This is a genomic window from Bradyrhizobium sp. UNPA324, assembly GCF_006658635.1.
Lineage (GTDB): Bacteria > Pseudomonadota > Alphaproteobacteria > Rhizobiales > Xanthobacteraceae > Bradyrhizobium > Bradyrhizobium nanningense.
In genome coordinates this window covers 6,597,322-6,623,460 of record NZ_LFJD01000004.1, presented here as the reverse complement: position 1 = coordinate 6,623,460, position 26,139 = coordinate 6,597,322, and the positions used below count along the sequence as shown (strand labels likewise).

Genomic DNA, 26,139 nt, shown 5'->3' with positions numbered 1-26,139 from the left:
ACGGCGCTCATTTTTTTTGATTCATCGGAACTTAGACAAAAGGCGATGGAATGCCTCACGGCCGAACGGCATCTTCCACAGGAACCCTAATGTCCTCGGCAGCGGCGTTCAGTCCGGTATTCTTCTGCCCTATCGCATTGCCCTGCCCTGCCATGGCCTCAGACCACCGGTGCACAATCGTGCGTCGATCCCAACGGTCAACGGCGCGCCTTCTACCTTCCGCACCGAAATGTTCACAGAGGGCCGGCGCCTCGCTGAGTTGGCAGATAGCAAGCTCAAGAGCGGCCGAATCTCCGGGCGGAATCACAAGGCCCGCAGCCGTGACCTCCGCCGCCAGACCCGTACCTTCTTCAGCCATCGCAATGACAGGCCGAGCGGACGCGAAGATTGCACCAAGTTTCGAGGGCAATACCAGATCGGCGGCCTCAGCTTTCTGCGGAATCAGATGAAAATCGGCTGTGGCCATCAATTGATTGAAGCTATCGACCGGTTGAAGCCCCAGAAAATGGATATTGCGATGTCCGGTGGCGAGCTGCTCGAGCCTCATTTTATGAGGCCCCTCACCTGCGAGGATGAAGTGGATGTGCGGATGGCTTTTCTCTAATCCAATCGCGGCCTCGATCACGAGTTCGAGGCCTTGCTTGTTGGACATTGTTCCAGAGTAAAGTGCAACGATATCGCTGTCGCCCAGCTTCAGCTCCTGCCGGTATTTGGTCATTCGCGGGCCCGGACAGATCGCATTGGTGTCGATCCAGTTTCTCACCTCGGCTGTCTTGTCGGGACCCAGCCCTTTGATTCTCAGCCGCTCCACCATCGCTTGAGAGATGGTCGAAACATGATCGAACGATCTGAGGATCGCGGCCTCGGCTTTCAGCATCCATTTTCGCAGAGAAGGATTGCGCAGCAAGCCAAGGTCGAACGCCGCATCGACCTCGAAATCCTGTACATGGAGCCACGATTTGGCACCGACGCGACGAGCCACGAACGAGACGAAGGCAGCGGACATCAGCGATGGCGCGACGGCGATCATAATGTCGGGTCGCCAGGATAGCGCCTGAAAGAGGACCGGCGCCGCGCTCGTGAGCGCGAATGAAGCATGATGGACCAGCCGTCTTGCGCCTGAGGGATGTCTCGGCACATAAATCGGCGTACGCGTCACTTGAATGCCGCCAATATCTCTCGATCTGAAGTACGACGACTTGAACGCCGGCGGAATCTTCCAGGCCGGATAATAAGGCGGCGCCGTAATGACCTTAACTTCATGCCCCTCGGCGGCCAGGCTTTCGCAGAGCTCGGCGTTGTATTTCGCCACACCGATCAGATCGGGGGCATAGTTGATGCCGACCAAGAGAACACGCATAAAGCCCCGCCCAAATCAAAGTTCAGAATAAAAAATCTTCTTGCAGCCCAAGTCGTCTACTCAGCGCGTTGCGCTGACTTCCAGATGGCGACCGTAGCCCTTCAAAAAATCTGCGTAGGCGGCCGCAAGACCCGCCCGCAGAGCAACGTTCGGTCGCCAACCAAGCCCACGAATTCGCGAGCTATCGAGCAGCTTGCGGGGCGTTCCGTCCGGCTTTGAGGTATCGAACACGAGCTTGCCTTCATAGCCCACGACCTCCGCAACCGCTGTTGCAAATTGGGCAATCGACAACTCGTCGCCGCTGCCAACGTTAATTGGCAGGTCGCTCGAATAACTTTTCAGAAGGAAAACGCAGGCGTCGGCAAAATCCTCGACGTTGAGGAATTCGCGGAGCGGCGTGCCCGTGCCCCACACAGTGACCGTCGGCGCCTTGGCAAGCTTGGCTTCGTGGAAGCGCCGAATCAGTGCTGCGGGCACGTGACTATGGTCAGGATGATAATTATCGCCGCGGCCGTATAGATTGGTCGGCATGGCTGAGATGAAATCATCGCCATATTGCCGACGATACGCCTGGCACATCTTGAGGCCGGCAATCTTCGCGATTGCGTACCACTCGTTGGTCGGTTCAAGCGGCCCCGTCAACAATTCGCTTTCGGCGATCGGCTGCTTGGCGTGCTTGGGGTAGATACAGGACGAGCCGAGGAACAGCAGGCGCTGCACACCAACCGCGTGACTTGCGCGGATCACGCTCAATTCCAGCGCAAGGTTGTCGCAGAGAAAGTCGACCGGGAAATTGTTGTTGGCTGCGATACCACCGACCTTTGCCGCGGCATGAACCACGACCTCGGGACGATTGGCTTCGAGCCATCTCAGCGTAGGCTCTTCCTTTGTCAGATCGAGTTCGCCGCGGTCGGCCGTCAGGACGGTGCAATTCTCGGAGGCAAGCCTGCGGACGACAGCTGATCCCACCATGCCGCGATGACCCGCGACAAAGACACGTTTGCCGGAGAGATCGTAGGTTGCAGCCCCTGTCATCGTATCCTCTAAAAGCATCGGTTCGCCGGATCATCAGCGATCCAGTTACCGCCGCATTACGCAATCACGCTGCCGATGCAGCCCCGCGAGACAGGTAACACAATCTTCACCATGCGACAGCCTGTCCGGCCCTAGCAAAGATATTCATGGTGAACCTGCGTTGCGCGCACAAAAGGTCAGCACACAATGAAACAAAAACGAGCAAGGCAGCCGCATCGGCTGTGCGGCTGCCCTAAAAGATCGTCGAGAACGGCAGCCGCCGCTCGGGTTAGCTCAACCTCAGTACGCCCGGCGCAGGACAGGGCCGACGGGCGCGCAAACCCGGTCCATGTACCAGCCATAGGGCGTCTCGACCCGCACGAGCGGGCAACGGCGCCACGGCACATAACGGTAGGGATACGGCTGCGCCCAGAACGTCACAGGCGTCGCCTGGCTTTCACCCGTAAGCAGGGCTGCCGGTGCCGGCATCTGCATCGCGGCGCTCGCTCCGCTCGCCGCGCAGAAGGTAACAGTTGCGGCCAAAAGGCCTGCTCGGATCAACGTCTTAAACATCCAAAATAGCTCCTCGCCCCTGCGGATTTGATCCCCGACCGTACTCGTCAGATCCCGGCCGACCGACGTCGCCGGTTCGCAAGGTCACTCCGCGACCAGCCCAAATAGTGAACCGAACTTTACCAAGGCCACCGCCGGAAATGCAACCGGTGCCGGGGCAGCCGAGCGACTTTTGGGACGATATGGCGCGCAGGTGTGGCTTCTTGGTCCTATTTTTCCTCGCTCCAGGCGCCCGGAGCAGCGAGGTCGGGTGAACGGCGGTACACATCCCGAAGGAATTGGTAGTTGACCGTCTGGGCCAGAGGCACGTCTTCCTCGCCGAGTTTGGCAAAGAGAAGGATATCCCGCAGCGTCCGCCAGCGGCTTTCATCGTAGTCGCCGATACGGCCGCCCGTGGGAAGCACCAGCGGGCGTTGCTGCTGCAGCTCGAATCGCAGCCGGTCGGAATTCAACCTGACCGGTCCGGTACCAGCGAGAACGGGCACGCTCCGTGCATAGTCCGCGTAGGTGAATTGCCATCCTCGAATGACGCCCTGAAGGACGTCGGCAATCATGGATGGCTGTTCATGGACGAGAGTATTGCTCGCGAAGTAAACCAAGCCAGGGACATGGATACCGTAGTCTTGCGGTTTGATGACATTCAGCTTCACGAAGGCCGAACTGGTCGGATCCGGTTGCTCATCGATTGCGGTGATGATGGCGTCCACCTCGCCGGCTCGCAGAGCGTCGAAGCTGTCGCGGTCCGGCACCTTGGTGATCTGGCTCCGGGGCAGTCCGAGCTGCGCCATCATGGCGTCGAAGGCAACGTCGCCTTCGCTCGCCCTGCGGTATCCGACCCGCTTTCCGACGAGATCAGCCGGCCGCCGCAGGCCCGAGCTTTCGAGCGTGAAAATCGCGACGGAGGTATCAAGGAAGCTCGCGGCAAAGGCCGTAACGGGAACGCCCCGCCAGGTTGCCAGCAAGAACTTCTGGCCACTCGTCACGCCGATGGCATGTTGACGTGCAACAGTTTGGACGAAGTCTGGATCGGGTTGGGCGGCCAACTCGATGCGGGAGGAGAAAAATCCCTGCCTCGATGCCGCAAGTTCGCCGGCAAAGCGCGCGCCATATGGCCCGTCCAAGAGGAGCTTGACCGCGGCGGCAGTCGAGACGGTCGGAGCGCGTACGGGCGCCGCATCGGGGCGAAGAAGGAGAAGCACGGTTCCGGCCAAGGCGAGGGCAGCAAGGCCAATGGCGAGGGTGCGCTTTCCTCTCGGCCGGGTCCGCCGCCGGGACTGGGTTCGAGGCAAAGAGATCTTCCTAACAGGTTGCGAAATTTAACATATCAACGAGGGCGAGATGGGCTACAATGCAAGCTTGTGGGGTAAGGTTAACTTTTCCTTCGCCTTGTTTTAACAGCGATTTTGACCGATAGCACGGCGCGTTCGGTAAATGAATTTTGCGTCAATGGGTTGGGCAGGATGACGATTCTTTCCACACGGCCGGTGCCTGTCGCTGATTCTACGACGGAAATCCGTGTGGTCGCGCCAGGCGCGGAGGCGGTTACGGGTTTTGCGCCGAGCTGGATGCGACCTGTGGTTGTCGAGCGGGCGATGGCTGTCATCGACGCGGCCCTGGTCATGGTCAGCGGGATTGGCTGCGCGGTCGGCTATCACATCGTCACCGCGGGCACGCTGGGCAAGGCGGATGTCTATGCGGCGGCGAGCGTGCTGGTTGCGATCAATTTCGTGCTGCTGACGGTGGTGCAGCACGGCTACCGCCTGAAGAACGTCACCAACCTGCCGCGCACGTTCCGGCTGACGCTGACGACATGGACCGGACTGTTCGGGGCGCTGCTGGCGATCGCCTTCACTATGAAGGTCAGCGAGGAGTTTTCGCGCGGGACCACGATCTCGTTCTACTTGGTCGGCCTTGCCGTCCTGCTCGCCTGGAAGATGATGGCGGCGCGCTGGACCGCGCATGCCTTGCGCACCGGCGCCTTCGCCAACGGCCGCGCCATCATGATCGCCGAGTTTGGCCTTGCGAGCTCCTCCAACGCGGTCGATGACCTCGGCCAGCACGGCTACCGCCTGGTGCGGGTGATGGAGATCCCGGCCAAGGACCTCGCCTCGCCGCTGCTGCTGTCGCAGCAGGCACCGCGCTTCGAGGAGCTGATCGCGTTCGCGCGCGAGCAGCGGATCGAGCACGTCTTCCTGCTGATGAACTGGAGCCGGCAGCACGCGATCGACAGCATTCTGGACGCGCTGAAGATCCTGCCCATCCCCGTGCATCTGGTGCCGGACCCCAACGCCGCGCGGTTCCTGCGCTATCCGCTGGTGAGCACCGGCAACACGTTCACCGCCGAGCTGCGCCGCGCGCCGCTGTCCTGGAAGGAGCGCGCGCTCAAGCGGACGCTCGACCTCGTCGGCGCGAGCGTTGCGCTTTTGGTGTTCGCGCCGGTGATGCTCGTGACCGCGATCCTGATCAAGCTGAGCTCGAAGGGCCCGGTGTTCTTCCGCCAGACCCGCCACGGCTTCGGCGGACGCGCGTTCAAGATCTTCAAGTTCCGCACCATGCGTGTGCTGGAGGATGGCCCGACCATCGTGCAGGCGCAGAAGAACGACCCGCGCGTCACGCCAATCGGCAAATGGCTGCGCAAGACATCGATCGACGAGCTGCCGCAGCTCTTCAACGTGCTCAAGGGCGACATGTCGCTGGTCGGCCCCCGCCCGCACGCGGCCGCCCACAACGACGAATATGAGCAGATCATCGGCAACTACGCCTTCCGCCACCACGTCAAGCCCGGCATCACCGGCTGGGCCCAGGTTAATGGTTATCGCGGAGAAACCCGCACGCTCGACCTGATGCAGAAGCGCGTGGAGTATGATCTGTGGTACATCAATAATTGGAGTGTGTGGTTGGATGTGAGGATCCTGCTGGGGACAGCGGCGGTCACTTTCGCGCGCCCGACGGCCTATTGAAATATCACCACTAAGAGGAATGGAACACTCGTGAGCGGCCAGTACCTTCGCGAGCATGAGAGAACGAATGCCCGATATCCAAATCAACTATCACTTCCTCGACACAGGAAAGACGTTCGAGCACTACGCAAATCGACGCTCTTCGTTTCAGTCGATCTACGCGGACTTGCTTTCATCGGAACCTAGGCTCTCGGGCAAAGTGCTCGATATCGGCTGCGGTCACGCCATTAATCCCACGCTCGAAAAGATAATTTCTAAGGTCGGGACTCTGGACGGTGTCGATCCCTTTCCGTTGATCGACCCACCCCTTCATCTTCGGAACCGTTGGACTTGCAAGCTCGAAGACGTGCCGGTCGAACGAGACACATATGACATGGCATACTCGTACAACGTGGTCGAGCACGTCGAGAATGTTGAGTCATTTCTGGCGAAGGCCATCGAAATTCTCGCCCCAGGGGCGGTCTATTGGTCATTGTCGCCCAATGCCCATCATCCCTTCACCTGGGCTACGCGCCTCGCGGAAAGGCTGGGTCTGAAAAAGACATACGTCAAAAATATCAACCAAAAAGCGAACGACTATCCCGCGTATTACCGTCTGTCGCACGACGAGCGAATAGTGCGCGCTATCACGGCGCTCAAGCTTCCAGTTAGCCAGATCGATTTTTACTTCGTTCCAAATGTCCACTGGGACACCTATTTTCCTCGCGCGTTGAGGATCATCGCTCATTTGTTCGACCGCTGCTGGCTCTTGCGGCGGCCAAAACGCTCCTTCATCTTCATGTTTCGCCTGAGAAAACGGCCTCTCCTTGGCGAGGTCCTCAGCGAAAATTCGATCGAACAAGGTAAGCTCAGCTCTGATCGCGCGAACATCGCGCACCAGACATGACGATCAGACGTCGAATTGTCAGCGGGACTGCCGTCAACGCAGCAGCACTTGTGCTGTCTGCGACGGTTCAATTGCTGTCAGTCCCCGTCTTAATCTCCAACTGGGGCGTCGACAAATACGGTATCTGGCTAATGTTGATAACGATACCAACGTATTTTGCTTTGTCGGACTTCGGGTTTGCGTCTGCGGCAACTAGCGACATGACTATTCACGCGGCCAAGGGGCAGCGCGGGTTCGTCCGCGCTACGTTCCAGAGCGTTTGGTTGCTTCTCAATGCAATTTCATTGGGGCTTGTCGGCCTTGTGGCAGTTGTGGCGCAAGCAAGCTCCAACTGGAGAGCTTTGGCGTGGTGGACCAATCAGTACGGCGGTATTCTTGTGGGGCTTGTGCTCTTTTGCGCACTAATAATGAACACGCGGCTGATCTTAGGGGCTCTTCGCGCCACTCAAAACTACGCATTGGGAACCGCCATTCATGAAACTCTAGCCATCCTTGAAACCTGCGGCGTCCTTCTAAGCGCATGGGCAGGTTACGGCTTTGAAGAGGCCGTCGAGGTAATGATCGCACTTCGGTTACTCAACTTGGGGATGCTGTATTTAGTGCTGCGCTACAACGTGCCATGGCTCCGTCTAGGTGTGGCTCACGCCTCCATCACACACGTGAAGCGTCTATTGGCACCCTCGCTTGCAGCGATGGCGGTGCCACTTGCTCTCGCGCTAAATGTCCAGGGTATGGTCGTGGTTACCGGATTGGCCATCTCGGCATCCGCCGCCGCGACCTTTGCCTCTGTTCGGACGGTTAGCCGGGTCGCGATACAGGTTGTGGGCGCAATAAATCGCGCGAGTATGCCCGAGTTTTCTGCTGCTGGAGCTCGCGACAACCGGAAGTCGCTGGCAAAGATTGTTGGGCTAAATCTCGCTTCGGTGGTAGTTGTTTTGATTCCCGGCGCAGTATTGTTCACCCTGTTCGGCTCAAGAGCAGTAGAGATATGGACTAACAATAAGGTTCACCCCGAACCAATATTCGTCCTGTTGATTGCGATCTCAATGATCGCTCACGCCCTATGGTACTATACCTCAAATCTACTACTAGCATCGAACACACACGGTCGGGTCGCCCCAGTCTTGGTAACCGTATCAATTCTTTCCGTGCTGGCCGCCTTCCCAGCAGGAGCGACCTTCGGCCTCTACGGAATCGGGCTTGCACTAGCGCTTGCGGAGATCATCTGCTTGCTCGGCGTGCTTCGCGCAGCGGTCAATCTTGATCTCCTGAGAATGGAAGATCTCGACCACGCGCTTCGAGTGCGAGTCTGGCGACAATAACCTGGACTGCAGAGACGAAAACTTGACAGAGCTCCTCATTATTCTGCTGTTTTTACTGAGCTGCATGGCTACTTGGAAGTGCCTTGCGACAGTCCGCTTGGCCGACTTGCGCTTTGAAGACGGCATTCTCGTCGGCATGATGTTCTACGTCGTCTGCCCAAGCTTTTTCATTCTGCTCCTCGGAGAGATTAACAATTATGAATTGGAGGCAGAGCCGTTCAGGCCCTTCGAGGATCTTTCGACTTCTTTCAATATATTGGTCGGTTGGTGGACAGTCCTTTGCTTCCACGCGACCAGATCTGCCCGAAGAGCCGACATTGTCGCGAGGCCGACTGACGCCTCCTACATTGACTTATTCCTATTCGGTGGACTGTATGTTTGCCTAACAGGAATCGGCTTTGTGCTTTCGGGTCGCGCTGAGGGCGGCCACTGGCAGCACACACTAGGTCAGAATCTGGGCGAGAGTACCGCACTCATCCTAATCCTAAACTTTGCCAACGTTTACCGCACAGCGATTTTTGGATATCTGCTATTCGCCTTTACTCGTGGACGGATAAGCCGAAACGCACTCATCGTTGTTGGGCTTCTTGTTGTTGCTTTCGATTTCTTGCTCACCTTCAATCGCATCACCGCCGTCTATTTCATTATATGCGTGCTGTGGATTTACCGGCGCTACTTCTGGGCACTTTGCCTGAGCTTCCTCGCACTTTCACCAATCGTTGGCTATCTAAGCACAGTCTGGAGCGTATTTCGGGCATTTGCGCTCCGAGACGGCTACAATTTAAACGGGCTGATCTCCGCGTTCGAAATATCGATGAGCATCAGCGGCTCGAAGGAGCAGCCGATTGATCGGCTCTTGAATAGCCTTTTCGAGTCTTCCAGTCTTGTCGTCCTCAAGTACATCGTAAAGCATATCGACGAAAGCTTTCCTCCGCTTTGGGGGAGCACATTCGTGGGACGAAGTTTCACCTTTCTTGTTCCGTCCACTTGGTGGCCGGACAAGCCGAGGGTCTTTGGGACGATTTTAGGTCAATACATTCAATCCACGCAGGGACTCGCTCTTAATTCGACTCTGTTCGGTGAGGCGCTCGCAAACTTTTACTATTTTTGGCCGCTGGCGCTCTTCCTGATGCTCTTGCTTGTAGCCGAAATCTTCAGATCGCTAAGTCGCGCATTTAGAGCCGCTGGTTTTCTAGGCTTCTTTATTGCGGTAGCGCTTTGGAGGTTCGATATGGCGTTCGCCTTCATTTCTCTCTTTGCGATCTCCGTGTTCGCCATTTTGCGCGCCATAATCCGCGGCTCTTTCGTGCGGCCAACCAGAAATGCACGCTCCTACTCTTAGCAGTGAGCCCATGGTGACCCAAGTAGCTGTTATCTACCACATGTTTCCTCACTACCGTTTACCGGTAATGCAGGCACTCGACTCCAGCGATAGATTCGCTTTTGCCTTCTTCGGTGACGACAAAGATCATCAAGGAATCCGAACAGTAGACCCGCGCTGCGTCCGAGCCTTTCACCCCTCTCGGTTTTACCAGTGGCGTGGACTATTTTGGCAAGGTGCTGCTGTTCGACAGGCGCTCTCTCGCGACCATCGAGCCATCATTTTCCTGGGAAATCCGAATTTCATCTCAACTTGGATTGGTGTTCTATTCGCGCGCGTCACCGGAAAGAAGACTCTGCTCTGGGCACACGGCTGGTTGCGACCGGAGCCGTGGTCAAAGCGCATCGTGCGAAATCTCTTCTATCATTTGGCGGACCTCGTCCTCGTCTACGGAGATCGAGCCAAGCGCTTGGCTAACCAGTCTGGTTTCCCGACGAAGAAGGTAAAACCCATCTACAACAGCTTGGACTACGCCGCGGCTCAAGCCATCCTTAATTCAATTCGAGCGAACGAGCTGAATTCGATCCACCCACAGAGCCTCTTCAAGAACTCCTCACCGATAATGATATGCACTGCGCGTCTAACCCAGTTATGCGAATTGAACCTTCTGATGGAAGCATCTAGCCTTTTATCTCGGCGAGGTAGGCCCGTGAATGTGCTCCTCGTCGGCGATGGTCCAGAGCGCGCCGCACTCGAAGTTCAAGCGAGCCATCTTGGCCTCAGTGTGCATTTCTTTGGTTCCTGCTACGATGAGCAGATGTTGGGTCGACTAATCTTCCATTCGGATATCATGGTGCAACCAGGAAAAATGGGACTGACAGTAATTCACAGCTTGATGTACGGGACGCCCGCGATCACCCATTCCGATATGAACCATCAAATGCCAGAGGCGGAATCAATCATTGAGGGCAGGACTGGTCTACTTTTTCGACGTGGTGATGCTGCGGATTTGGCTGACAAGATCGATCAATGGCTCTTGTCTTGCACAGATCGGGAGGCCGTAAGAAAAGAGTGTATGGCTGTCATTGAAGAAAAGTGGAATCCGGCCGTTCAAAGAAGACTCATCGAAGAGGCTCTTGAGGGATTACTGGGGAGATAATATCAAGTGAAGGACTCTGTTGTGGTCCCTCCGCCGATGAAGGTTGGCGAAAGCATTATTCTTCGCTGCCGAGCGGAGATAGAAGGGCAAAAGAAGGCGGCAGTCAGGCGCGCAGTAATTCCACTCCTCAGTCGCTGGTACAGGTTCGCCGAACTTGGTGAAGGATTTCAGTTCGGCTGGAAGATTCGGCCGGCGGCAGGCTCGCGGGTGGGGCGTTTCGCTTACATTGGCAACGGATTTGAGGCGAGCGATCCCGTCAGTATCGGCGATCTTTGCATGATCTCGACACATGTAAAGATTGCCGGAAACGATCATGGCGTAGACAGGGTGGGTACGCCCACGAGACTCTTCTTCAAACGTGAGAAAAAGATCACAGTGTTCGAGGCTGACTCCTGGATCGGTAAGGGGGTCATCATACGCGCCGGGGTGGTAATAGGAAAAGGCGCTGTTGTCGCCGCTGGTGCCGTGGTTACTCGAGATGTAGCGCCATACTCCATTGTGGCTGGCGTCCCAGCGGCCGTGATCCGCAGACGGTTTTCGCCTGAAGATGAACGTAAGCACGAATTAGCGATCTTCGCCGAAACGCATACAGGTTAGGCTATTCTCTATGGCTCTTCTCAATGAGGAACTCGCACAACCTCGAACCGGCGGAGCAACTTTTTCACTCCGACATCGACTAGAACGAACTGCCTGGAACTTCACCTGGCGCTTGTTAGGATCATGGACCCCCACGCCTCTCCATGGATGGCGGAGATTTTTGCTTCGCCTCTTCGGCGCGAAAATTGCCAACACCGCAAAGGTCTATCCGGGGACCAACGTTTGGTATCCTCGCAATCTCGAGATGCATGAGTATGCTTGCCTAGGCCCGAACGTCATCTGCTATTGCATGGACAAAATAGTACTGGAGCGATTTGCGCTCGTTTCGCAGAGAGCGCATTTGTGCGCCGGAACACACGACGTCGATAATGCGGATTTCAGGCTGATTACAAGACCAATCCGCATCTGTGAGAATGCGTGGGTGGCCGCCGAGAGTTTTGTCGGTCCGGGCGTTACGGTAAAGAATTGTGCCGTACTCGGAGCACGCGGTGTAGCCGTGAAGGATCTCGAAGCGGGAACAATCTATGCCGGCAACCCGGCAAAGCCATTGAGGGTTCGCAAGACAAATGTCTAGGTTAGCCATCGTTATCTTAACGTACAACGAAGAAAAACATCTCGAAAGAGCGCTGCTCAGTGTGGCTAGAGTCGCTGATGAGATTTTTGTCGTGGATTCGTTCTCGACCGATGGGACGACCGCAATCGCGCGAGAGCACGGCGCGCTAGTGCTGCAGAATGCATTTGTAAATCAAGCCAAGCAATTCCAATGGGCCCTTGAAAATGCGCCGATATCGTCTGACTGGGTGATGCGGCTTGACGCAGACGAAATCGTTGAATCGGATCTTGCGCTCGAAATCAAAGCGAAACTGCCCAATCTTCCCCCTGAAGTGACTGGCGTCAATCTCAAGCGCAAACTGGTCTTCATGGGGCGAACAATCAGATTCGGCGGCAGAGGCACACTCGTGATGATGCGGATCTGGCGTCGCGGCTATGGTGAAATCGAGAGCCGCTGGATGGACGAACATATGTTTGTTCGTGAGGGACGGACGGTAACATTCGAAGGCGGCTTTGCTGATCACAACCTCAACGATCTCTCCCATTTCACCGAGAAGCACAACAAGTACGCAACTCGGGAGGCGATCGAAGTCTTAAATCAGCGGCTCGGGTTTATGGGATCGAATAAGACGTTATCACGATCCGTGAGTTCCCGACAAGCAGCTGCTAAGCGGTTTATCAAAGAGAATGTTTACAACAGAATCCCATTTGAGCTTAGTGCCGCGGGATATTTTCTTTATCGCTACTTCTTTAGACTGGGCTTTCTTGATGGTAAGGAGGGTCTTGTTTACAACGTTCTCCAAGGGTTTTGGTATCGGTTCCTGGTTGGCGCGAAAGTCGAAGAGCTCGAACGGGCAGTACGCGATCTAAACAGTGCCCAAGAGATCGCAGCTGAGCTCGTAAGACTCACCGGGCTGCGAATAGAACGCGACAAGATAGTTGCCTCCTAGGATGCAGAGTAGGCGAGCTAGCCTATCGACCGTTGGCCACAGCCTCCCGCGCAGGTTCTGTTGTATTTTTCCTCAACAATACACCAATCGCACCTTCATCCACGAGAATGGCACCGTCTTGTTTTTGAATATGGTTGCCCTCGACAATCACATCTCGGACCCCCGGAGCAATCTTCGTATACCCTCTAATCTCAATGTGCGAGCCAGCTGCTAACACATTCGAGCGAATAATCGTTGCCAGCGATAGTGGTGCGGCATTTGGAGATTTCTGCGAGCCCCAAACAGCCAGTATCGCATCCCTGAAACTGTCACCCTCCTCAATGCGGTTGTTCAGAAACTGATTGTACCAGGTCGGCTGAAACTGCCGATATAACAACCCACGACTGAGAAAGCCCCCTGTTCGTCGCGATACGTTTTCTGCAATCACGTGTTCGACTGCTGAACCAAAGAGCTGGACCGCTATCCCAGTATCCGAGAACACATTGCCAACAACTAGGTAGTTCCGTTGCAGAGTAGTTATTGAAATGACTGAAGAGCTATCAAGCGGTGCAGTCAGTGGATCTTCGATACGGATGGTCTGCCCCTCAATTGACTGAATTCGACGGACCTGGCCAATGCCGCGTCCTCCCAAAACGAACATGCCTGCGCCAACGCATCTTTCGAGGTCTTGCACAACGTTAGAAGTTGGAGGGACCAACGTTATTACCCGCCTATCATGGCTTATCGCCGCAACACGCCCATAATAGCATCCTCCAGGCCCATCGGACGTCATGGCCTCACGATCCCACCCATTCATCATCTGAAGGCGATTATGAAGGAACGCTACATTCTGGGCGAACATATCAATCTTGCCGAGCGTATTTATACCTCCGCCGGTGCTTTGCAGATCAGCGCCGGTAACCTCATTATTCTCAAAGATCACCCGGTCAGCTCCGCTGATTGAGTACCAACCCCATCGTCCGTTGTACAACCTATTTCTCTCAATGCGAGCATTTCGAGGCTGCTGCAAATAGAGCGATCGACCCGAGCCATAAAGGTCACAATCTTCGACCGTGAGGTTTTTGCCAGAGAGCCGGAGGGTATCCGGCCCGCCGGATGAGCTTTTTAGTGCCGCAGCCAATCTATCAGCAGTTTCCCCGACGGAGAGATGTCCTCGATACATCGAGGCGCGCACGGTAACCCGCTGGATAGTGATATTCTCAGCGTCCGGGAGGCCCACGTTGGATCCAGACTGGAAACCTCCACTAATGATGTGAGCGTGATTGCCGGCAAAAATGGTCAAGCTTTCGATGCCAAAGTTTGAGCTCCCTTCGATGAGTGCATAGGGCGGATTTGGCAGCTCCGACCAAACTAGGCGAACCAGCTTCTGATCTTCACCTCGAAGGTGAACGCCGGGCGGAATTACAAGCGCCGCCGAAAGTTTGTAATAGCCGCGGGGCATCCAGAGCGTACCCCCTCCTCTGCGAGCCACTGTTGCCAATCCATCGAGCAGAGCGGATGTATCGTCATGTTCGCCATCCCCTCGCGCCCCCAGTTCCTTTGCGTCAAGTTGCAGCGCCGGAGGGCTAGCTTTACTCTCTACCTGCAAGGTCCCTGCGTCCCGCCACGTATTGGCATCGCCGTTGCCATTCCACAGCCGCACATTGTATGATCCGAGAGAGAGGTTGTCGGGAAGAGTAAACGAGGCCTCCCAAAGGCTCGCACGCGAGGCCTTAAGTGTAATTTGGATAGATCGATCGGCGCTAGATTCTAGCCGCACTAATGCATCCGAGGTGCGGCCAATGTTGCGTCCGAAGATACGAAGCCATCCTCCTGGACTACTGACCCTCCCGCCATTGCCTTGCATCCAATAGATGGACGGCGCATTGAGATACTGCGTAGTATTGTCGTTGGACCTCAAATTGAACCGATAAACGCCTGGGCTGAAGTCCTTCGGAATCGTGAACTTCAGCGAGGCAGACGAGACCTGCTCCGTTTTCACCTCCGAGGACTGGACGCTCTTCGATATTACGTCGGGAGAATCCGACATACGCTCGATGAAGACCCTCTCGATGCGCTCCAGGCCATCCCCAACTACAAGGACGGTTTCGTCTGGGCTAACGGGATCGCTCGCCCAAAGAATCGTCGAGTCAGCGAACGCCGGCTCGCCGGAAGCGAGAACAGAAACGAGAACAGAAACGAGAATTGCCAAACTTCTTAGAAGGCGCAACTTTGGACCTCTGTCGCAGAAGAGACACTATTTTTGAAAGATGTTGTAGCGGAAGAAGTTCACGCCCCGCATTGTCCCTAGAATTGTATCTACTCTCTTGTAACCCTGAACAACGACTTCGTTGCAACGATCCGAATTGAAGTAGCAGACCTTTGCATGAACGACGCGCGGACAGTTGTTCTTCAGACTAACAACATGGTCAAGCATCTGCGTATTTACGGCCTGAGCTCGCGCCGCAGCTTCAATGTCCAGACACGGACGTCCTAAGCCATCCCGAACAACTGACGAATTGGATCGATCGGCAGGGCCTTGCAATGTTAGCCTACCCGTTTGACTGTTCGTCTGGGCACGAGCCGAGGACGACAAGTCGACGGTGAGGCCAATTAGACAGACAAAAAGGTAAGACTTGATACCAACATTGGGCTTCATCTCCATGGCCTGTCACCTGTTTCAATGCCGGGGATCCGAAGTTTCACACCATCGACGGAAAGCCGTCTTGCCAAGCTTTGTCGGCTGCTGATGTCCGCCTTTTCGAGGCTGGCGGTCAGGCGTTCTCGATGGACCCAGCCCACGGTTGTTAGGTTGAGCGCAGCTTCATCAATGAAGTCTGAATCCACTATCGTCGTGAATTCTGAAATCACTAGGCTTTGCGTCCTTTCGCTGAGCATTGGAAGAGCGGCCAAAGCCAGCCGATTGCGTCGAAGTGCGACCCAACCATCGTTGGGTCCGGACACATAAGATTGGTCTAAGTAGACAATATTTCCGGCGTCGAACCCGTTGCGCGCCGTCTCTACGGAATACATCATCAGCCACATAAGAGAATCTGTTGGGGTGACGGAGAGCGTAGTCCTGATCTGATTCTCAGCAGCTTCGATCGCTCGATCCGCCGCCTCCGGGCTCTTCATTGCTTCTTCCGCTGTCCGCAATGTGACTAACGCTTCGGCTTGATGGAATTCCGGCTGTAGGATGGATGGGCGCTGAGCGGCTTTCATACGCGACAGCATTTCTGAGAGAACACCAGATGTGAACCGATCATCCGCAATGAGTCGTGCCGTTACGTTCCGGGCCGGCGTAGTCAGCAAGAAGGAGGGAAACGCCGATAACGCCCAGATGCCTCCGGACAGGCCACACAGCAGAAGCAGGCCCCGCAGGAACGCTCGCACTAGCAGTTGACCGCTATTCCACATACCCGTAACGGGCGTAGTACTTCTGGTAATAATATCGGCCGTGGTACGATTCGTAGCGCGCAAGCGCCTTGGTGTCGGCTTTGTTCAGGACAACGCCAAGCAGCTTGTCTTGGATTTCCGGCGAACCGCGCAGATTGTGCCGGACGACGTCGATCTTGGTCCTGCCCCACTCCACCACGAACACGTAGGAGTCGACGAAGGAGGAGGTGACGCGCACGTCGACGACCGGCGCCATCGGCGGCATGTCCAGCACCACGTAATCGAATTTCGAGCGGAGCTGGGTCACCAGTGCGTGCATCGCCTTGGACGCCAGGACCTCGTTGGTGTGCAGCAGCTTCGAGGTGGTGCCCGCCGGCAGGATCGAGAGCTTGGTCTCGGGATCGACGACCAGGGCGTCCTCGAGCTGGACCTTCTGGGCGACGACATCGACCAGGCCGATCTTGGCATCGGGCACCAGCGCGCGCGACAGCGAGGGATTGCGCAGATCGGCATCGACCAGGATGACGCGCGCGCCGCCATGCGCCATGAGCTGGGCGAGGTTGGTCGAGAGCGTGCTCTTGCCCTCGTTCGGCAGGGTCGAGGTGGTCGCCAGCACGCGATTCTCGCGCACGATCGAGTTGAGGTCGACCGCCACCTTCACTGAGCGCACGGCTTCCGCAAAGCGCGACAGCGGATTCTCGACGACATAGCGCAGCAGATCGGGCTGCGGATTGCCCTTCTTGGCAAGCTTGCCGCCCAGCAACTTCTCGCCAAGTCCGGGCCCGGAAGCGGCGGCACCGAGCGCCGGCAGGATCCCGATGCAGTTCGCGCCCAGTTGCTCCTCCACCTGCGAGGTAGTGCGGAACACCTTGTCGGTGAACTCGCGCGCCATTGCCACACCCATGCTCAGCATGAGGCCGCCCAGGAGAGCCGCCGCGAGAATGATCAGCGTTTTGGGGTAGCTCTTTTTTAGCGGCATTGTTGCCGCGCTGATCACACGGGCTTCGGTGATCGGGAACGATTGCTGCTGCACGCTCTCCATGTAACGCTGCAGGAAATTGTCGTACATCGCCTGGTAGGACTGCGCGTTGCTATCGAGCTCGCGCAGCTGCACCTGTGCCTGGTTGGTGAGCTGCGATTCAGAGACGACGTTATTGAGACTCGATTTGATGCTCTCCTCGCGCGTCATCGCGATATCGTAGTCGCTCTTGTAGGATTCCTGGATGCGCTTCAGCTCGTCGATGATGTTCTTCTTGATCTCGGCCATCTGCCGACGAAGGTTGACCGCGGCCAAATGGTCCGAGCCGTATTTCATCGCCCAGATCGATTCCTTGGAGGCCATGTCGACATACTGCCCGCGCAGCTTGACGATCGTGTCGTTCTTCAGCGCGTCGGCGACGCTGGCGTCCGGAATCTCCTGCTTGAGGATATCGTTGATGCGATCCATCCGCGCCTTGGCCTCGGCCGTGGCCGCATGCGCCATGATGAGTTGGCTGTTCACCTCGGCGAGTTGCTGCTCGTTCATCAGCCGCCCGCCGGTGTCGACGATGTTGTTGGCGGTCTTGAAATCCACCACCGCCTTCTGGGCGGCCGATGCCTGGGTGCGCAGCTCCTTGATGCGGTCCTGAAGCCAAACGCTGGCGCGGCGGGTCGCCTGATACTTCGCCTCGAGCTGGTCGACGATATAGGCGTCTGCGATCGCATTTGCGATCTTGGCGGCTTTCGCCGGATCACGCGAGGTGAAGCCGATTTCCATAACGTAAGTGAGACCAAGTCGCTTGATTGTTCGGCGCTTTTCGAAAAGCTCCAGCGCTTTGCGTGTTAGCTCAAATTCGGAAGTTGCCTGTCCACTTGAAAATATGTTCGACACAAAATCGATGAGAGCGCCACCCAATCCGCCGCCACTACCGGTGAACTCGGGATCGTCGATCAGACGCATGTCCCTAATGACGGCGAGACTGATGTTCTCGGACTTCAGGATTTCGACTTGCGTTTCCACAGTGGCTGAATCGACCGCGATATCGCCAAGCACGGATTGCTGCTGGAACAGCTGCACCTTGCGGGTGTCGATCACCATCGAGGCCGTCGAGGTGAACTGCGGCGCGGCGGTGAAGAGATAGAGCACGGCCAGGATCACGCAGGTCGAGACGATCGCGACGATGGTCGGGAACTGGCGCCTGATAATCTCGATATAGGAGGTGAGCGTCTGGGTCGGGGAGCTTTCGGCCTCCGCGTAACCGCGGTTGATCTCCGACGAAGGCTTATTCACCTGCAGCATTGTGCAATTCCTGAAATCGTCCAGCGACTGGCTCTGGAGGATGGCACCGGGGATAAGAAAGTCACGCGAGCAAAAGCACTCAAAAGGGACCGGCAGTTGAAGGCGAATATAACACGCGGCGACACGCGGCTGAACTCAATTGATGCAGCGCAACTGTGTGCGCACATTACAATTTGCTTGGAAGCTTAACGGCCAAAATGCAAAACGGCGCGATGAAGCGCCGCTTTGACTAAATCGCGAATGAAGCAGCCAGGAGGCTTTTCGCCTCCGGGCAATTACGGTCAGCGCGTGCTGATGCGATTCGCTGCGTTGGTGGTGCCGGTCACGCCGGCGCTCGCGTTCGGGCTCACCGTCGTCGCGTAGTGCAAGCCGCCGAAGGTCGGCGCGCCGTTGTTCGCGCCGCCGGTGTTGCCGGGATTGCCGATCGGCCCGCCTGCGCCAGAGCTACCGCCGCCGCCACCGCCGCCGGTCGCGGCGATCGCGACATCTCCGGTCGCGGCCTGGTAGGCGGCGATCACGTCGGGGTTCTGGGTGCCGGCGATCGCGCCCTGAATCTCATTAGCGAAGGCCTGGTCGGCCTGCGCCGCCATACGGGCGACCTGGGCGAGGCCGCCGACGATCGCGCGCATCTGGTCCTTGGTGGTCGCGGGATCCTTCAGGAGCGCGATCAGGCCCGGAAGCGTGGTCGGATCGGAGGCACCGAGATCGCGCACGCGCGAGATCAGCTGCGGGCCGCCGGTCGGATATTGCTGCAGCAGGCTGTTGGGTGCGGCCTTGAAGTCGGAAATGACGGTGGCCGGCAGCTGGCGCTGCGGCGGGTAAACGGCGGCGCTGGCGGCCGTGGTGATCGTCGCGGCGAGGGCCGCGGCGGCAGCCATGCGAAGCGCAATTTTGATAACGCTCATAAACAAACCTCCAAAAATCAGCTGCCCCGATATGCGTCCTCGGCCCCGGGCAAATGGCTGTGCTCGTCGCAGGAACCTAGCGGAAGAGAAAAGAGCTGTCCACTTATTCTAAAGACTTCGTAAACAGCACAACTGCTTCAAATCTAGACACTTTTGTGAAGCTGGGGCCACCGCGCGCGGGGCGGCGTCGGCGGTTGCGCGGCGGCCCTCGCCTCGCCGGCTGGTAGCGTTCGCCTCGGCCGCCGAGCGGCCCTCCTTGGTGCGGAAGGATTGCGACAGGCCCGCGCCGAAAAGCGCAAAGAAAGGAATGCTGTAGCCAGGCACCTGCAGCGTGAAGTCGAGGCACGAGTGCAACAGCGACAGCGTCGCGGTCGCCGCCGCCGCCAGCGGGATGATGGCATCGCGGCGGCGGGCGAACACGCCCCTCGCCAGCACCAGCAGCATGATCGCCCAGCCCAGCGCCACCAAGATCGCCATGGGAATGCCCACCTCGGAGGCAAGCTCGAGCGGCGTCGAATGCGCGGCGTCCCAGATTCCGCGAATCGAAATGTTGGGGCTGCGGTACGGCGGAAAGGCCCATTGGAACGTGCCCATGCCGGTGCCGAACCAGGGATTGTCGCCGATGATTTTGAGCGTCGATTTCCAGGCCTCGATGCGGCCTTCGTCGACCAGGCCCTGGCTGTCGAAGCGGCTGGAGACGCGGCCGCCGAGCAGTTGCAACAGGCCGAGCGCAACCGCGATGCCCGAGCCCAGCGAGATCCAGATGCCGGTGCGTGGCGGCAGGTCCTTCCTGAGGAACAGCGTGAACGAGACGATCATCGCGAGCAGCGACAGGCCGACGCCGGCGCGCGAGGTCGTCATGAACATCGCCATCAGGCAGATCAGGAGGCAACCGAGCTGCGGCAGGATTTCTCTTGGCGGGATCGCGCGCAGATCGAGCGACAGGCGCCGCCATTCGATGTGCCGCTCCGGCAGCCGGCGGCGGACGTCTTCCAGGATCAGCAGCATCCAGATCACAGCGCAGGAGCCGAAATAGGCTGCCGCCGTGTTGCGGTTGATGAAGGTGCCGGTAACGCTGCCCATGTAGGCCGTCTTGTCCCGCCACAGGATCATGGTGGGCTCGATCAGGAACGAGAGCACGCCGTAGAGCGCGTAGGCCGCGCCGGAGATTGCGATCACCCACAGTAGACGGCGTGCCCGCTCGCGATCGGCGCCGACGGTGATGCCGAGCACGATGGCGAGGATGTTGGCGAGCGGCGCGCCGAGCGCGAAGAATGCCTCGTTCTTGACGATGGAAGCGGACGGGGCGATCGGCACGCCCAAGAGATCCGAGGCCTGCTTCCAGATCGGCTGGAACGGCGCCACCCAGGGATGATCGGAAAGCTGCTCATGCAGCACGAAGGCGTAAGCGGCGACGATCATTCCGATGCCGGCGAGCAGCCACAGATGCGGCGCCCGCAGATCGCGCGTCGGCGCGAAGATCACCGCGATCCCGAGACACAGACACCAGAACGCGATCGACAGATCATTGGTCGAGCCGAACGGGAACGGCGCGCCGGCGGCCACGAAGAACAGGATCAAGGTCGCGGGCAGGCTCCATGACCAGCGAATCCTGGACCAGTTGATGGTGGGAGGCCAAAGGGGCATCGTCGTGTCTTGCGAACTTTGCTTTCGGGCTTAGAGGAAGCAATCGATCGGGTAGATCTTCAGATCGACGTTGAGGCGGCTGTTCCGGGTCTGCGCCCGGAACGCATAGAATAGCCCAAAGCTATCACTGCCCGGATCGAGTTTCATTCCGGGGGTTAATTCGTCAGGCGGCACCAGAACGCCGATGTGCCGGTTGATGGCCGAAATCTCGATCCGCCCCTCGCCTTCGGCAAAATGCCCAGCGAGCTGGGTCACCGTGACCTTCGGCAGGCCGCGGCGCTGATGACAGACGTCCTCCTCCCACAGCTTGGTCTGTTGGACCAGCGGTTTGCCCGCGCGTTCTGGAACGATGATGTCGGGGAACGACGGGCGCAGCATCCCGAAAAACTTGCTCTCCTTGGAGTTCGCCGACAGGCGAACGGTAAAGGAGAGCTCGCCCTTGGCGCCCTTCAGGCGCGACAAAATCGGGGCATCAGGTTCGGCGGAGACCATCACATCGATGCGATGGCGGACGCCCAGCTCTGCGGCAGCGCCGAGGGCCTTTCCGAGCGGTGCAAGCCCGAGGGCAAGCAAGACGAGGGCCGGAAGGCGGCCAAATGTTCGAAAGCGCATGAAGCCCCTTGCAACACTGCGGCGGAAGCGATGACCGGCGCGACGTGCTCGGCACGCCTTTGAGCCAGACGCTGTCCCCGCGGCGCCGACAATACCGATTGGATCGCGAAACGAAAATGGCACCGGGACGAAGCCCCGGTGCCATCGCTTTTGGTGGATCAAGTCGGCGTGTTACGGCGCCAGCTTGATGTTGTTGCGGAAGATCAGCGCATCGTTGCCAAGGTTCACCGCATCCGAACCGGTCGCCATGATCACACGCAGGTAGCCGAGGAACTTGGCAACTTCGACGTTGCGCGAGTTCGAGACGTAGATGATGTCCTGGTTCTTCATCATGACCTTGGTGGCGAGGAAGAAGCCGCCGGGATCGCGCATGTTTATGCTGAAGATAACCGGGATCGTATCAGTGGTGTACTTGCTGACGTCGATACCGAGCTGGGCAGCGACCTCACGCGGCTCGCGACGATAGAGGAACACGCCAGCCGGCTCGGCCTGGGCGTCCAGAAGACCACCGGCCTTGCCGACGGCTTCGCCGAGGTTGATGCGCCAGGCATCGAAGTTGAACTCACCGCTCTGGCCGCTGGCGCCGAACGCCAGGAACTTCTGCTGTTCACGATAGACGTAGATGCTGTCGTCGGGGCGAACATAGACGTTGTTCTCAGGCGCCATCACGAGATTTTCGAACGGCACGGTGGCCCGGCGTCCGCCACGCTCCAGCATGACCCAGGTCTCGAAGCCCTGGCCCTTGATGCCGCCGGCGCGGGTGATCGCATCGAGCACCTTATCCTTGGCGCCCGCCGCGCTCGCGGGGTAACGCGCCGGCGAATTGACTTCGCCGAGCACGCTGATGAGCTGGGTGCGCTGCGAGGACATCGACACCACCGCCTGCGGCTCGATGGCGCGGTTGCCGATCTTCTCGATGATCGCGCGCTGGATTTCCACCGCCGTGCGGCCCGCGGCTCTGATCTGGCCGGCATAGGGCACGGTGATGAAGCCGTCATTGTCGACGGACTGATCCGGGATCGTCACATAGTTACCGGGACGGACGCCGGCTTCCGCCGGGATGAACAGGCCGCCCGCCGCGGCTTCGAAGATGGTGACGCTGACGACGTCGCCGATCCCGAACACGATGCTGGCCGGAGGCCGCTTGTCCGTAAAAGCGCCGGCGAGCCCCTTGGGCTCATGCGTATGCAGGATGTTGACCGTGGCCGGATTGATCGGCACCAGCTCATAAGCTGGGGCATTTTCCGTCTGAACGTGATTGTTAACATCGTCGATCAAGGGGCCAGAACCCGGATTGGTCGAGCAGGCTCCGAGCGCCAAAGCGGCGGCCAGAAATGCTGGCTTGAAAAGATATGACTTGGCAAAGGAATGCATGTATCGCGCCCCAGGAGACCCCAATTGGTCTCGATTGGTACGGCGGCGTGGGCGGTGCGACAAGGGTTCCCGAGTGGTTAACGGTACGATCGCTCCGCTACTGTTGCGTGCGGGACACTCTTTGGGGCTCGGTTTAACCCTTTGTGACTATTTGTTGTATTTCGTGTGCCCGGTCGGCGGGCAGTTCGCCCAAGTCGAGAGCTCAGTGTGTCGAGCGCAAGGCTTCTTCGACCTCCGTCTGCTAAGATGGGAACCATCAAGAGAGGACTCCGCCGTGTCTGGCCTCGTTCTGTTCGCCTTTCTCGCAGCATCGCTGCTTGGCGCCGCCGACCGCCCTCTGGATCGGGCTACCTCCTGCGCGCGATCTCCGTGCCGGGTCGCCCCCATCGTCGAAGTGGCGACCACGGCTTCCTCCTCGGTCTGGAAGTTCAGCCGCACACAAGGCGCCAAGGATGGCGAAAGCTTCGCCGCCATCATGAAGACCGCGGACACCACCCAATCCGATCCCGATTTCGCCGGCCTGATCGTGCGCTGTGCGCCCAAGGGCAAGATCGACGTGCTGGTGGCCTTGATCCGGCCCTTTCCACCCAGGAGCCACCCCAAGGTCACCATCGCCGCGAGCGGCGGCGGCACCCTGACCATTGATGCCAGCATGGCCGCCGCAGGGGCCGCCGTGCTGCTACCCGACGAAGTCTCGGCCTTTGCCGCCGGCAAGTGGCAGGCAACGGCTTCACTGTCCATCGTGGTTAAGGAAAGCGACAGCGAGATCAAGGGTCTGGTAGCGCTGAACGGCTTGCGCGAGGCCTACCATTCGCTGCTGGCCAATTGCGGCCAATAGGCCAAATTTAGCCATACAACTTAAGGGTCCTTTTAGGGTGGGGAACCTAGGGTCCGAAGCACGGAGTGTTTCGGATGATCGCGCTTTTGATTTTCAGCTTTCTCGTTGGAGCCGTGCTGGGCCAACGCTTTCGCGTCCTTGTGCTGCTGCCGCTGACCTTCGTCATGGCGCTTGTCGCCATCCCGGCCGGCCTGATGCTCGATGTCACCGTACTCGACAGCCTGAAAGGCGCGGTGTTCGCGGCCATCGCCCTCCAGGCCGGCTATCTCTTTGGATCAGGCGCTCGCTTTGGCCTTGCCGCCGCACGTGCCGGGCGCGTCTTCGGTCGTCCGGTCAAAGTTACCCGCTGACGCTGATCGCGCCGATCAACAGAACAACGCGCCCCGCGCGCAAGCGGTCCAAGTTTTAAGTGTTGGACCGAGGCAGGCCTCTGTTTGAAAACCACCCGCTCGCTTGTATGGTGACCTGATCGTTTCAGGATTCCGCATCGAGCGCGCCGTTTGTCCCTCGCTTATTTTGCCCTCATCGTTTCCATCGTTTCCGCTTCCGCTCTCGAAATCGCCGGCGCCAAGTTCGGTGCACAGCTCGGGACGATGGCTGCCGCACTAAGCTTGCTGGCCGCCACGCTAAGCGCGCGCAAAGCCGACTACGACCACTATGTTCGCGCGACCTCCTGGGGCCGCTGGATCCTGATTGCCATTCCGCTGGGCATCGCCGCTCAACTCGTCCCGCTTCCGCTAGGCTTGGCCCATCCGATCTGGGCCAGCACGCGCGAGGCGCTCGGCGGCCTGCCGCTCGGACCAATCACGGCCGATATCGGCCTGACGCTGGGCGCGCTGCTGCTCGCGCTTGCAGCGATCGCGTTGCTCGGGGTCACGATCTCAGTGGTCCGCAACCGTGGCCGCGCCGAGCTGGTTCTCTTCGTGCTGGGCGGCGTGACAGCAGTCTCCGCCTTGGTTTTGGACTTGCATCGGCTCTCGCCGAGGCTTGTGGCAGCCGCGCCGTCTGACCTCATGACGACTTTGGCCGGCCTCGGCCTCATGCTCAATCTGGCGGTCATGCAGCTCGCGGCTGAACGGGCCGAAACGCATCACTCGGTGCTTCGCTCGGTCGCGATCGGTCTTTGCGGTCTTGTCGGCGTCGTGGCCAGCGCAGCCGCGATCTTTGCGTCGTCGGGAACGAACAGCGCGATCGCAGCGGCTCTTGGTGTCGTGTTGATCCTGCTGATCCTCGTGATCCGCAGACTGGACCTCTCGCCATTGGCCGCGGTCGCATTGTCGGTGGCAGCCCTGATCGGCGCGGGGATCGTCCTGACCTTTCTCTTTGAAAAGAGCTCCGGACCGGTCCTCCTGCGGCTCGTCCCGGAGATGGGGACCGAGACGACGGCCGCCCTCGAGCGGATGCTGGCCGACACGCGCTGGTTCGGCGCCGGCGCCGGGACCTTTACTGCTCTGGGGCGGATCTATCAGAGCGACGCTGGAGCTATTTTGACCGCGCCGTCGGCAGCCATTGCTGTCTTTGCCGGTATGGGATGGATTGGCCTCGCAGCCGCGCTGGCGGTGAGCCTGATCGCTCTGGTGCGCCTGGTCTTTGGCGCTTTACAGCGCGGACGCGACTCGTTCTTTCCTGCGGCCGCCGCGGCCTGTGTTCTCTTTGCGATGGTTCAGAGCTTCGCGGGTCCCGGATTGCTGCGGCCCGCAGCAATCCTGTGTCTTTCCGTGATCGTCGGATTGGGGCTGTCGCAGAGCGTCAGCCAATCCGGATCACGATAGGGCGCCGGTGATCAGACCGAGCGATCGCCGAGTGAAGCCCAGTAGTTCGGGTTCTTGGGCGACTGGATGCGGACCCAGCGATAGGGCTTCTTCGACCACGGCAGGATGTGGCCAGAGAGATTGTCCAGCACGAGGTCGCCGGAGAAAGTCCGCACTACGACCACGAGATGATGCTCGCCCCAGGTGGTCACGACCTCGCTGAGCAGCACCGCGCGCGCCGGAAAGCCCTTGGCGATCAACTCGTGGCGTTTTGTCACAGCGTAGTCGTTGCAATCGCCGCTCGCCGGATGCAGCAGCCATTTCTCGCCGCGCAGCCCTTCCAGATTGGCCTCGGGGCGAATGGCGGTATTGACCTGCTGGTTGACCTCTTGCATCTGCGCCAGCCGCTCGGCCGTGAGCTTCAGGCGCCCGCCCCGGAATACGATCTGCTGCGGCCGCGGCTTGCACTCGTCCCTGTACTTCAGGCAAAACAGCGTGAACGCCATCGGCGCCAGCGTCGGCTGTTCGAACTTGATGTACTGGATGGCACCGCGCAGCCCCATCGGCGCACCGACGAAAGCGGCTTCAGCGCGCTGCTGCACCCCCGCAGCAACGACGATTGCGACCACGGACGCAAGGAACTTCACAACTTTGCGCATGTCGCG

The 26,139-nt window shown here is 58.6% G+C and carries 23 protein-coding genes; 11 read left to right on the top strand and 12 right to left on the bottom strand.

Going from position 1 to position 26,139, the window contains the following annotated elements:
• Positions 1 to 55 precede the first annotated feature (55 nt).
• The 4 genes from UNPA324_RS31765 to UNPA324_RS31750 all read right to left on the bottom strand — a co-directional run bounded on the left by UNPA324_RS31765 (position 56) and on the right by UNPA324_RS31750 (position 4,146).
• A complete protein-coding gene (locus UNPA324_RS31765) occupies positions 56 to 1,360 on the bottom strand; it encodes a WcaI family glycosyltransferase (RefSeq protein ID WP_141937921.1) in 1,305 nt (434 codons plus the stop codon).
• 60 nt (positions 1,361 to 1,420) lie between these two features.
• Positions 1,421 to 2,395 (bottom strand): GDP-L-fucose synthase family protein, encoded by a 975-nt coding sequence (locus UNPA324_RS31760; RefSeq protein WP_141937919.1) that lies wholly within the window; start codon positions 2,393 to 2,395, stop codon positions 1,421 to 1,423.
• Between the two features lie 279 nt (positions 2,396 to 2,674).
• A complete protein-coding gene (locus tag UNPA324_RS31755; protein WP_235885170.1) occupies positions 2,675 to 2,947 on the bottom strand; it encodes a hypothetical protein in 273 nt (90 codons plus the stop codon).
• A gap of 209 nt (positions 2,948 to 3,156) precedes the next feature.
• Positions 3,157 to 4,146: an ABC transporter substrate-binding protein gene (locus tag UNPA324_RS31750; RefSeq protein WP_246667263.1), complete on the bottom strand. Its 990-nt coding sequence runs from the start codon at positions 4,144 to 4,146 to the stop codon at positions 3,157 to 3,159.
• A 393-nt stretch (positions 4,147 to 4,539) separates the two neighbouring features.
• On the opposite strand from UNPA324_RS31750, the gene UNPA324_RS31745 reads away from it, so the two are divergent.
• From UNPA324_RS31745 to UNPA324_RS31710, 8 genes are all read left to right on the top strand, one after another.
• Complete coding sequence (locus tag UNPA324_RS31745) at positions 4,540 to 5,907, top strand: undecaprenyl-phosphate glucose phosphotransferase (RefSeq protein ID WP_141937915.1); 1,368 nt, start codon at positions 4,540 to 4,542, stop codon at positions 5,905 to 5,907.
• A 67-nt stretch (positions 5,908 to 5,974) separates the two neighbouring features.
• Positions 5,975 to 6,793, top strand: coding sequence for a class I SAM-dependent methyltransferase (locus UNPA324_RS31740; protein WP_181769590.1), 819 nt, complete (start codon positions 5,975 to 5,977; stop codon positions 6,791 to 6,793).
• Positions 6,790 to 8,115, top strand: coding sequence for a lipopolysaccharide biosynthesis protein (locus tag UNPA324_RS31735; protein WP_141937910.1), 1,326 nt, complete (start codon positions 6,790 to 6,792; stop codon positions 8,113 to 8,115). The genes UNPA324_RS31740 and UNPA324_RS31735 overlap by 4 nt, the downstream gene beginning before the upstream one ends.
• Before the next feature lie 22 nt (positions 8,116 to 8,137).
• Positions 8,138 to 9,457 carry a hypothetical protein gene (locus UNPA324_RS31730; RefSeq protein WP_141937908.1) on the top strand — a complete coding sequence of 440 codons (1,320 nt, stop codon included), beginning with the start codon at positions 8,138 to 8,140 and terminating at the stop codon, positions 9,455 to 9,457.
• 10 nt (positions 9,458 to 9,467) lie between these two features.
• Entirely contained in the window at positions 9,468 to 10,595 is a 1,128-nt protein-coding gene (locus tag UNPA324_RS31725; protein WP_181769589.1) for a glycosyltransferase family 4 protein, read from the top strand.
• Positions 10,596 to 10,601: 6 nt separating this feature from the next.
• The gene (locus UNPA324_RS36010; protein WP_283810284.1) at positions 10,602 to 11,192 is read left to right on the top strand and encodes an acyltransferase; all 591 of its coding nucleotides are present in this window, start codon (positions 10,602 to 10,604) and stop codon (positions 11,190 to 11,192) included.
• A gap of 160 nt (positions 11,193 to 11,352) precedes the next feature.
• Positions 11,353 to 11,766 (top strand): putative colanic acid biosynthesis acetyltransferase, encoded by a 414-nt coding sequence (locus tag UNPA324_RS31715; protein WP_246667262.1) that lies wholly within the window; start codon positions 11,353 to 11,355, stop codon positions 11,764 to 11,766.
• On the top strand, positions 11,759 to 12,694 hold the full coding sequence (locus UNPA324_RS31710) for a glycosyltransferase family 2 protein (protein ID WP_141937903.1): 936 nt from the start codon (positions 11,759 to 11,761) through the stop codon (positions 12,692 to 12,694). The genes UNPA324_RS31715 and UNPA324_RS31710 overlap by 8 nt, the downstream gene beginning before the upstream one ends.
• Before the next feature lie 22 nt (positions 12,695 to 12,716).
• Here UNPA324_RS31710 and UNPA324_RS31705 read toward each other — a convergent pair whose 3' ends face one another.
• The 7 genes from UNPA324_RS31705 to UNPA324_RS31675 form a co-directional block, all read right to left on the bottom strand.
• A complete protein-coding gene (locus tag UNPA324_RS31705; protein ID WP_141937901.1) occupies positions 12,717 to 14,885 on the bottom strand; it encodes a right-handed parallel beta-helix repeat-containing protein in 2,169 nt (722 codons plus the stop codon).
• Positions 14,886 to 15,328: 443 nt separating this feature from the next.
• Positions 15,329 to 15,895: a hypothetical protein gene (locus UNPA324_RS31700; protein WP_141937899.1), complete on the bottom strand. Its 567-nt coding sequence runs from the start codon at positions 15,893 to 15,895 to the stop codon at positions 15,329 to 15,331.
• A 184-nt stretch (positions 15,896 to 16,079) separates the two neighbouring features.
• Positions 16,080 to 18,347 carry a polysaccharide biosynthesis tyrosine autokinase gene (locus tag UNPA324_RS31695; protein WP_141937897.1) on the bottom strand — a complete coding sequence of 756 codons (2,268 nt, stop codon included), beginning with the start codon at positions 18,345 to 18,347 and terminating at the stop codon, positions 16,080 to 16,082.
• A 281-nt stretch (positions 18,348 to 18,628) separates the two neighbouring features.
• Entirely contained in the window at positions 18,629 to 19,252 is a 624-nt protein-coding gene (locus UNPA324_RS31690; protein WP_141937895.1) for a hypothetical protein, read from the bottom strand.
• 108 nt (positions 19,253 to 19,360) lie between these two features.
• Positions 19,361 to 20,899 (bottom strand): O-antigen ligase family protein, encoded by a 1,539-nt coding sequence (locus tag UNPA324_RS31685; RefSeq protein ID WP_141937894.1) that lies wholly within the window; start codon positions 20,897 to 20,899, stop codon positions 19,361 to 19,363.
• Between the two features lie 30 nt (positions 20,900 to 20,929).
• Positions 20,930 to 21,673, bottom strand: a complete 744-nt coding sequence (locus tag UNPA324_RS31680; protein ID WP_246667261.1) for a hypothetical protein — start codon at positions 21,671 to 21,673, stop codon at positions 20,930 to 20,932.
• A 9-nt stretch (positions 21,674 to 21,682) separates the two neighbouring features.
• Complete coding sequence (locus tag UNPA324_RS31675) at positions 21,683 to 22,885, bottom strand: polysaccharide biosynthesis/export family protein (RefSeq protein ID WP_141937892.1); 1,203 nt, start codon at positions 22,883 to 22,885, stop codon at positions 21,683 to 21,685.
• Between the two features lie 274 nt (positions 22,886 to 23,159).
• Between UNPA324_RS31675 and UNPA324_RS31670 the strand changes: the two genes are divergently transcribed.
• From UNPA324_RS31670 to UNPA324_RS31660, 3 genes are all read left to right on the top strand, one after another.
• A complete protein-coding gene (locus UNPA324_RS31670; RefSeq protein ID WP_246667260.1) occupies positions 23,160 to 23,723 on the top strand; it encodes a hypothetical protein in 564 nt (187 codons plus the stop codon).
• 74 nt (positions 23,724 to 23,797) lie between these two features.
• The gene (locus tag UNPA324_RS31665; protein WP_141937890.1) at positions 23,798 to 24,073 is read left to right on the top strand and encodes a hypothetical protein; all 276 of its coding nucleotides are present in this window, start codon (positions 23,798 to 23,800) and stop codon (positions 24,071 to 24,073) included.
• A 150-nt stretch (positions 24,074 to 24,223) separates the two neighbouring features.
• On the top strand, positions 24,224 to 25,495 hold the full coding sequence (locus UNPA324_RS31660) for a hypothetical protein (protein ID WP_141937887.1): 1,272 nt from the start codon (positions 24,224 to 24,226) through the stop codon (positions 25,493 to 25,495).
• A gap of 11 nt (positions 25,496 to 25,506) precedes the next feature.
• On the opposite strand, the gene UNPA324_RS31655 is transcribed toward UNPA324_RS31660, so the two are convergent.
• Positions 25,507 to 26,133: a transglutaminase-like cysteine peptidase gene (locus UNPA324_RS31655; protein ID WP_141937885.1), complete on the bottom strand. Its 627-nt coding sequence runs from the start codon at positions 26,131 to 26,133 to the stop codon at positions 25,507 to 25,509.
• Positions 26,134 to 26,139: the final 6 nt, after the last annotated feature.

Excerpts from the sequence above, each read along its gene's own strand:
- UNPA324_RS31700 (WP_141937899.1), bottom strand. The coding sequence starts at position 15,895 with ATGAAAGCCGCTCAGCGCCCATCCATCCTACAGCCGGAATTCCATCAA.
- UNPA324_RS31735 (WP_141937910.1), top strand. The coding sequence starts at position 6,790 with ATGACGATCAGACGTCGAATTGTCAGCGGGACTGCCGTCAACGCAGCA.
- UNPA324_RS31655 (WP_141937885.1), bottom strand. The coding sequence starts at position 26,133 with ATGCGCAAAGTTGTGAAGTTCCTTGCGTCCGTGGTCGCAATCGTCGTT.
- UNPA324_RS31745 (WP_141937915.1), top strand. The coding sequence starts at position 4,540 with ATGGCTGTCATCGACGCGGCCCTGGTCATGGTCAGCGGGATTGGCTGC.
- UNPA324_RS31685 (WP_141937894.1), bottom strand. The coding sequence starts at position 20,899 with ATGCCCCTTTGGCCTCCCACCATCAACTGGTCCAGGATTCGCTGGTCA.
- UNPA324_RS31755 (WP_235885170.1), bottom strand. The coding sequence starts at position 2,947 with ATGTTTAAGACGTTGATCCGAGCAGGCCTTTTGGCCGCAACTGTTACC.
- UNPA324_RS31710 (WP_141937903.1), top strand. The coding sequence starts at position 11,759 with ATGTCTAGGTTAGCCATCGTTATCTTAACGTACAACGAAGAAAAACAT.
- UNPA324_RS31740 (WP_181769590.1), top strand. The coding sequence starts at position 5,975 with ATGCCCGATATCCAAATCAACTATCACTTCCTCGACACAGGAAAGACG.
- UNPA324_RS31760 (WP_141937919.1), bottom strand. The coding sequence starts at position 2,395 with ATGACAGGGGCTGCAACCTACGATCTCTCCGGCAAACGTGTCTTTGTC.
- UNPA324_RS31725 (WP_181769589.1), top strand. The coding sequence starts at position 9,468 with ATGGTGACCCAAGTAGCTGTTATCTACCACATGTTTCCTCACTACCGT.
- UNPA324_RS31765 (WP_141937921.1), bottom strand. The coding sequence starts at position 1,360 with ATGCGTGTTCTCTTGGTCGGCATCAACTATGCCCCCGATCTGATCGGT.
- UNPA324_RS31690 (WP_141937895.1), bottom strand. The coding sequence starts at position 19,252 with ATGAGCGTTATCAAAATTGCGCTTCGCATGGCTGCCGCCGCGGCCCTC.
- UNPA324_RS31695 (WP_141937897.1), bottom strand. The coding sequence starts at position 18,347 with ATGCTGCAGGTGAATAAGCCTTCGTCGGAGATCAACCGCGGTTACGCG.
- UNPA324_RS31665 (WP_141937890.1), top strand. The coding sequence starts at position 23,798 with ATGATCGCGCTTTTGATTTTCAGCTTTCTCGTTGGAGCCGTGCTGGGC.
- UNPA324_RS31675 (WP_141937892.1), bottom strand. The coding sequence starts at position 22,885 with ATGCATTCCTTTGCCAAGTCATATCTTTTCAAGCCAGCATTTCTGGCC.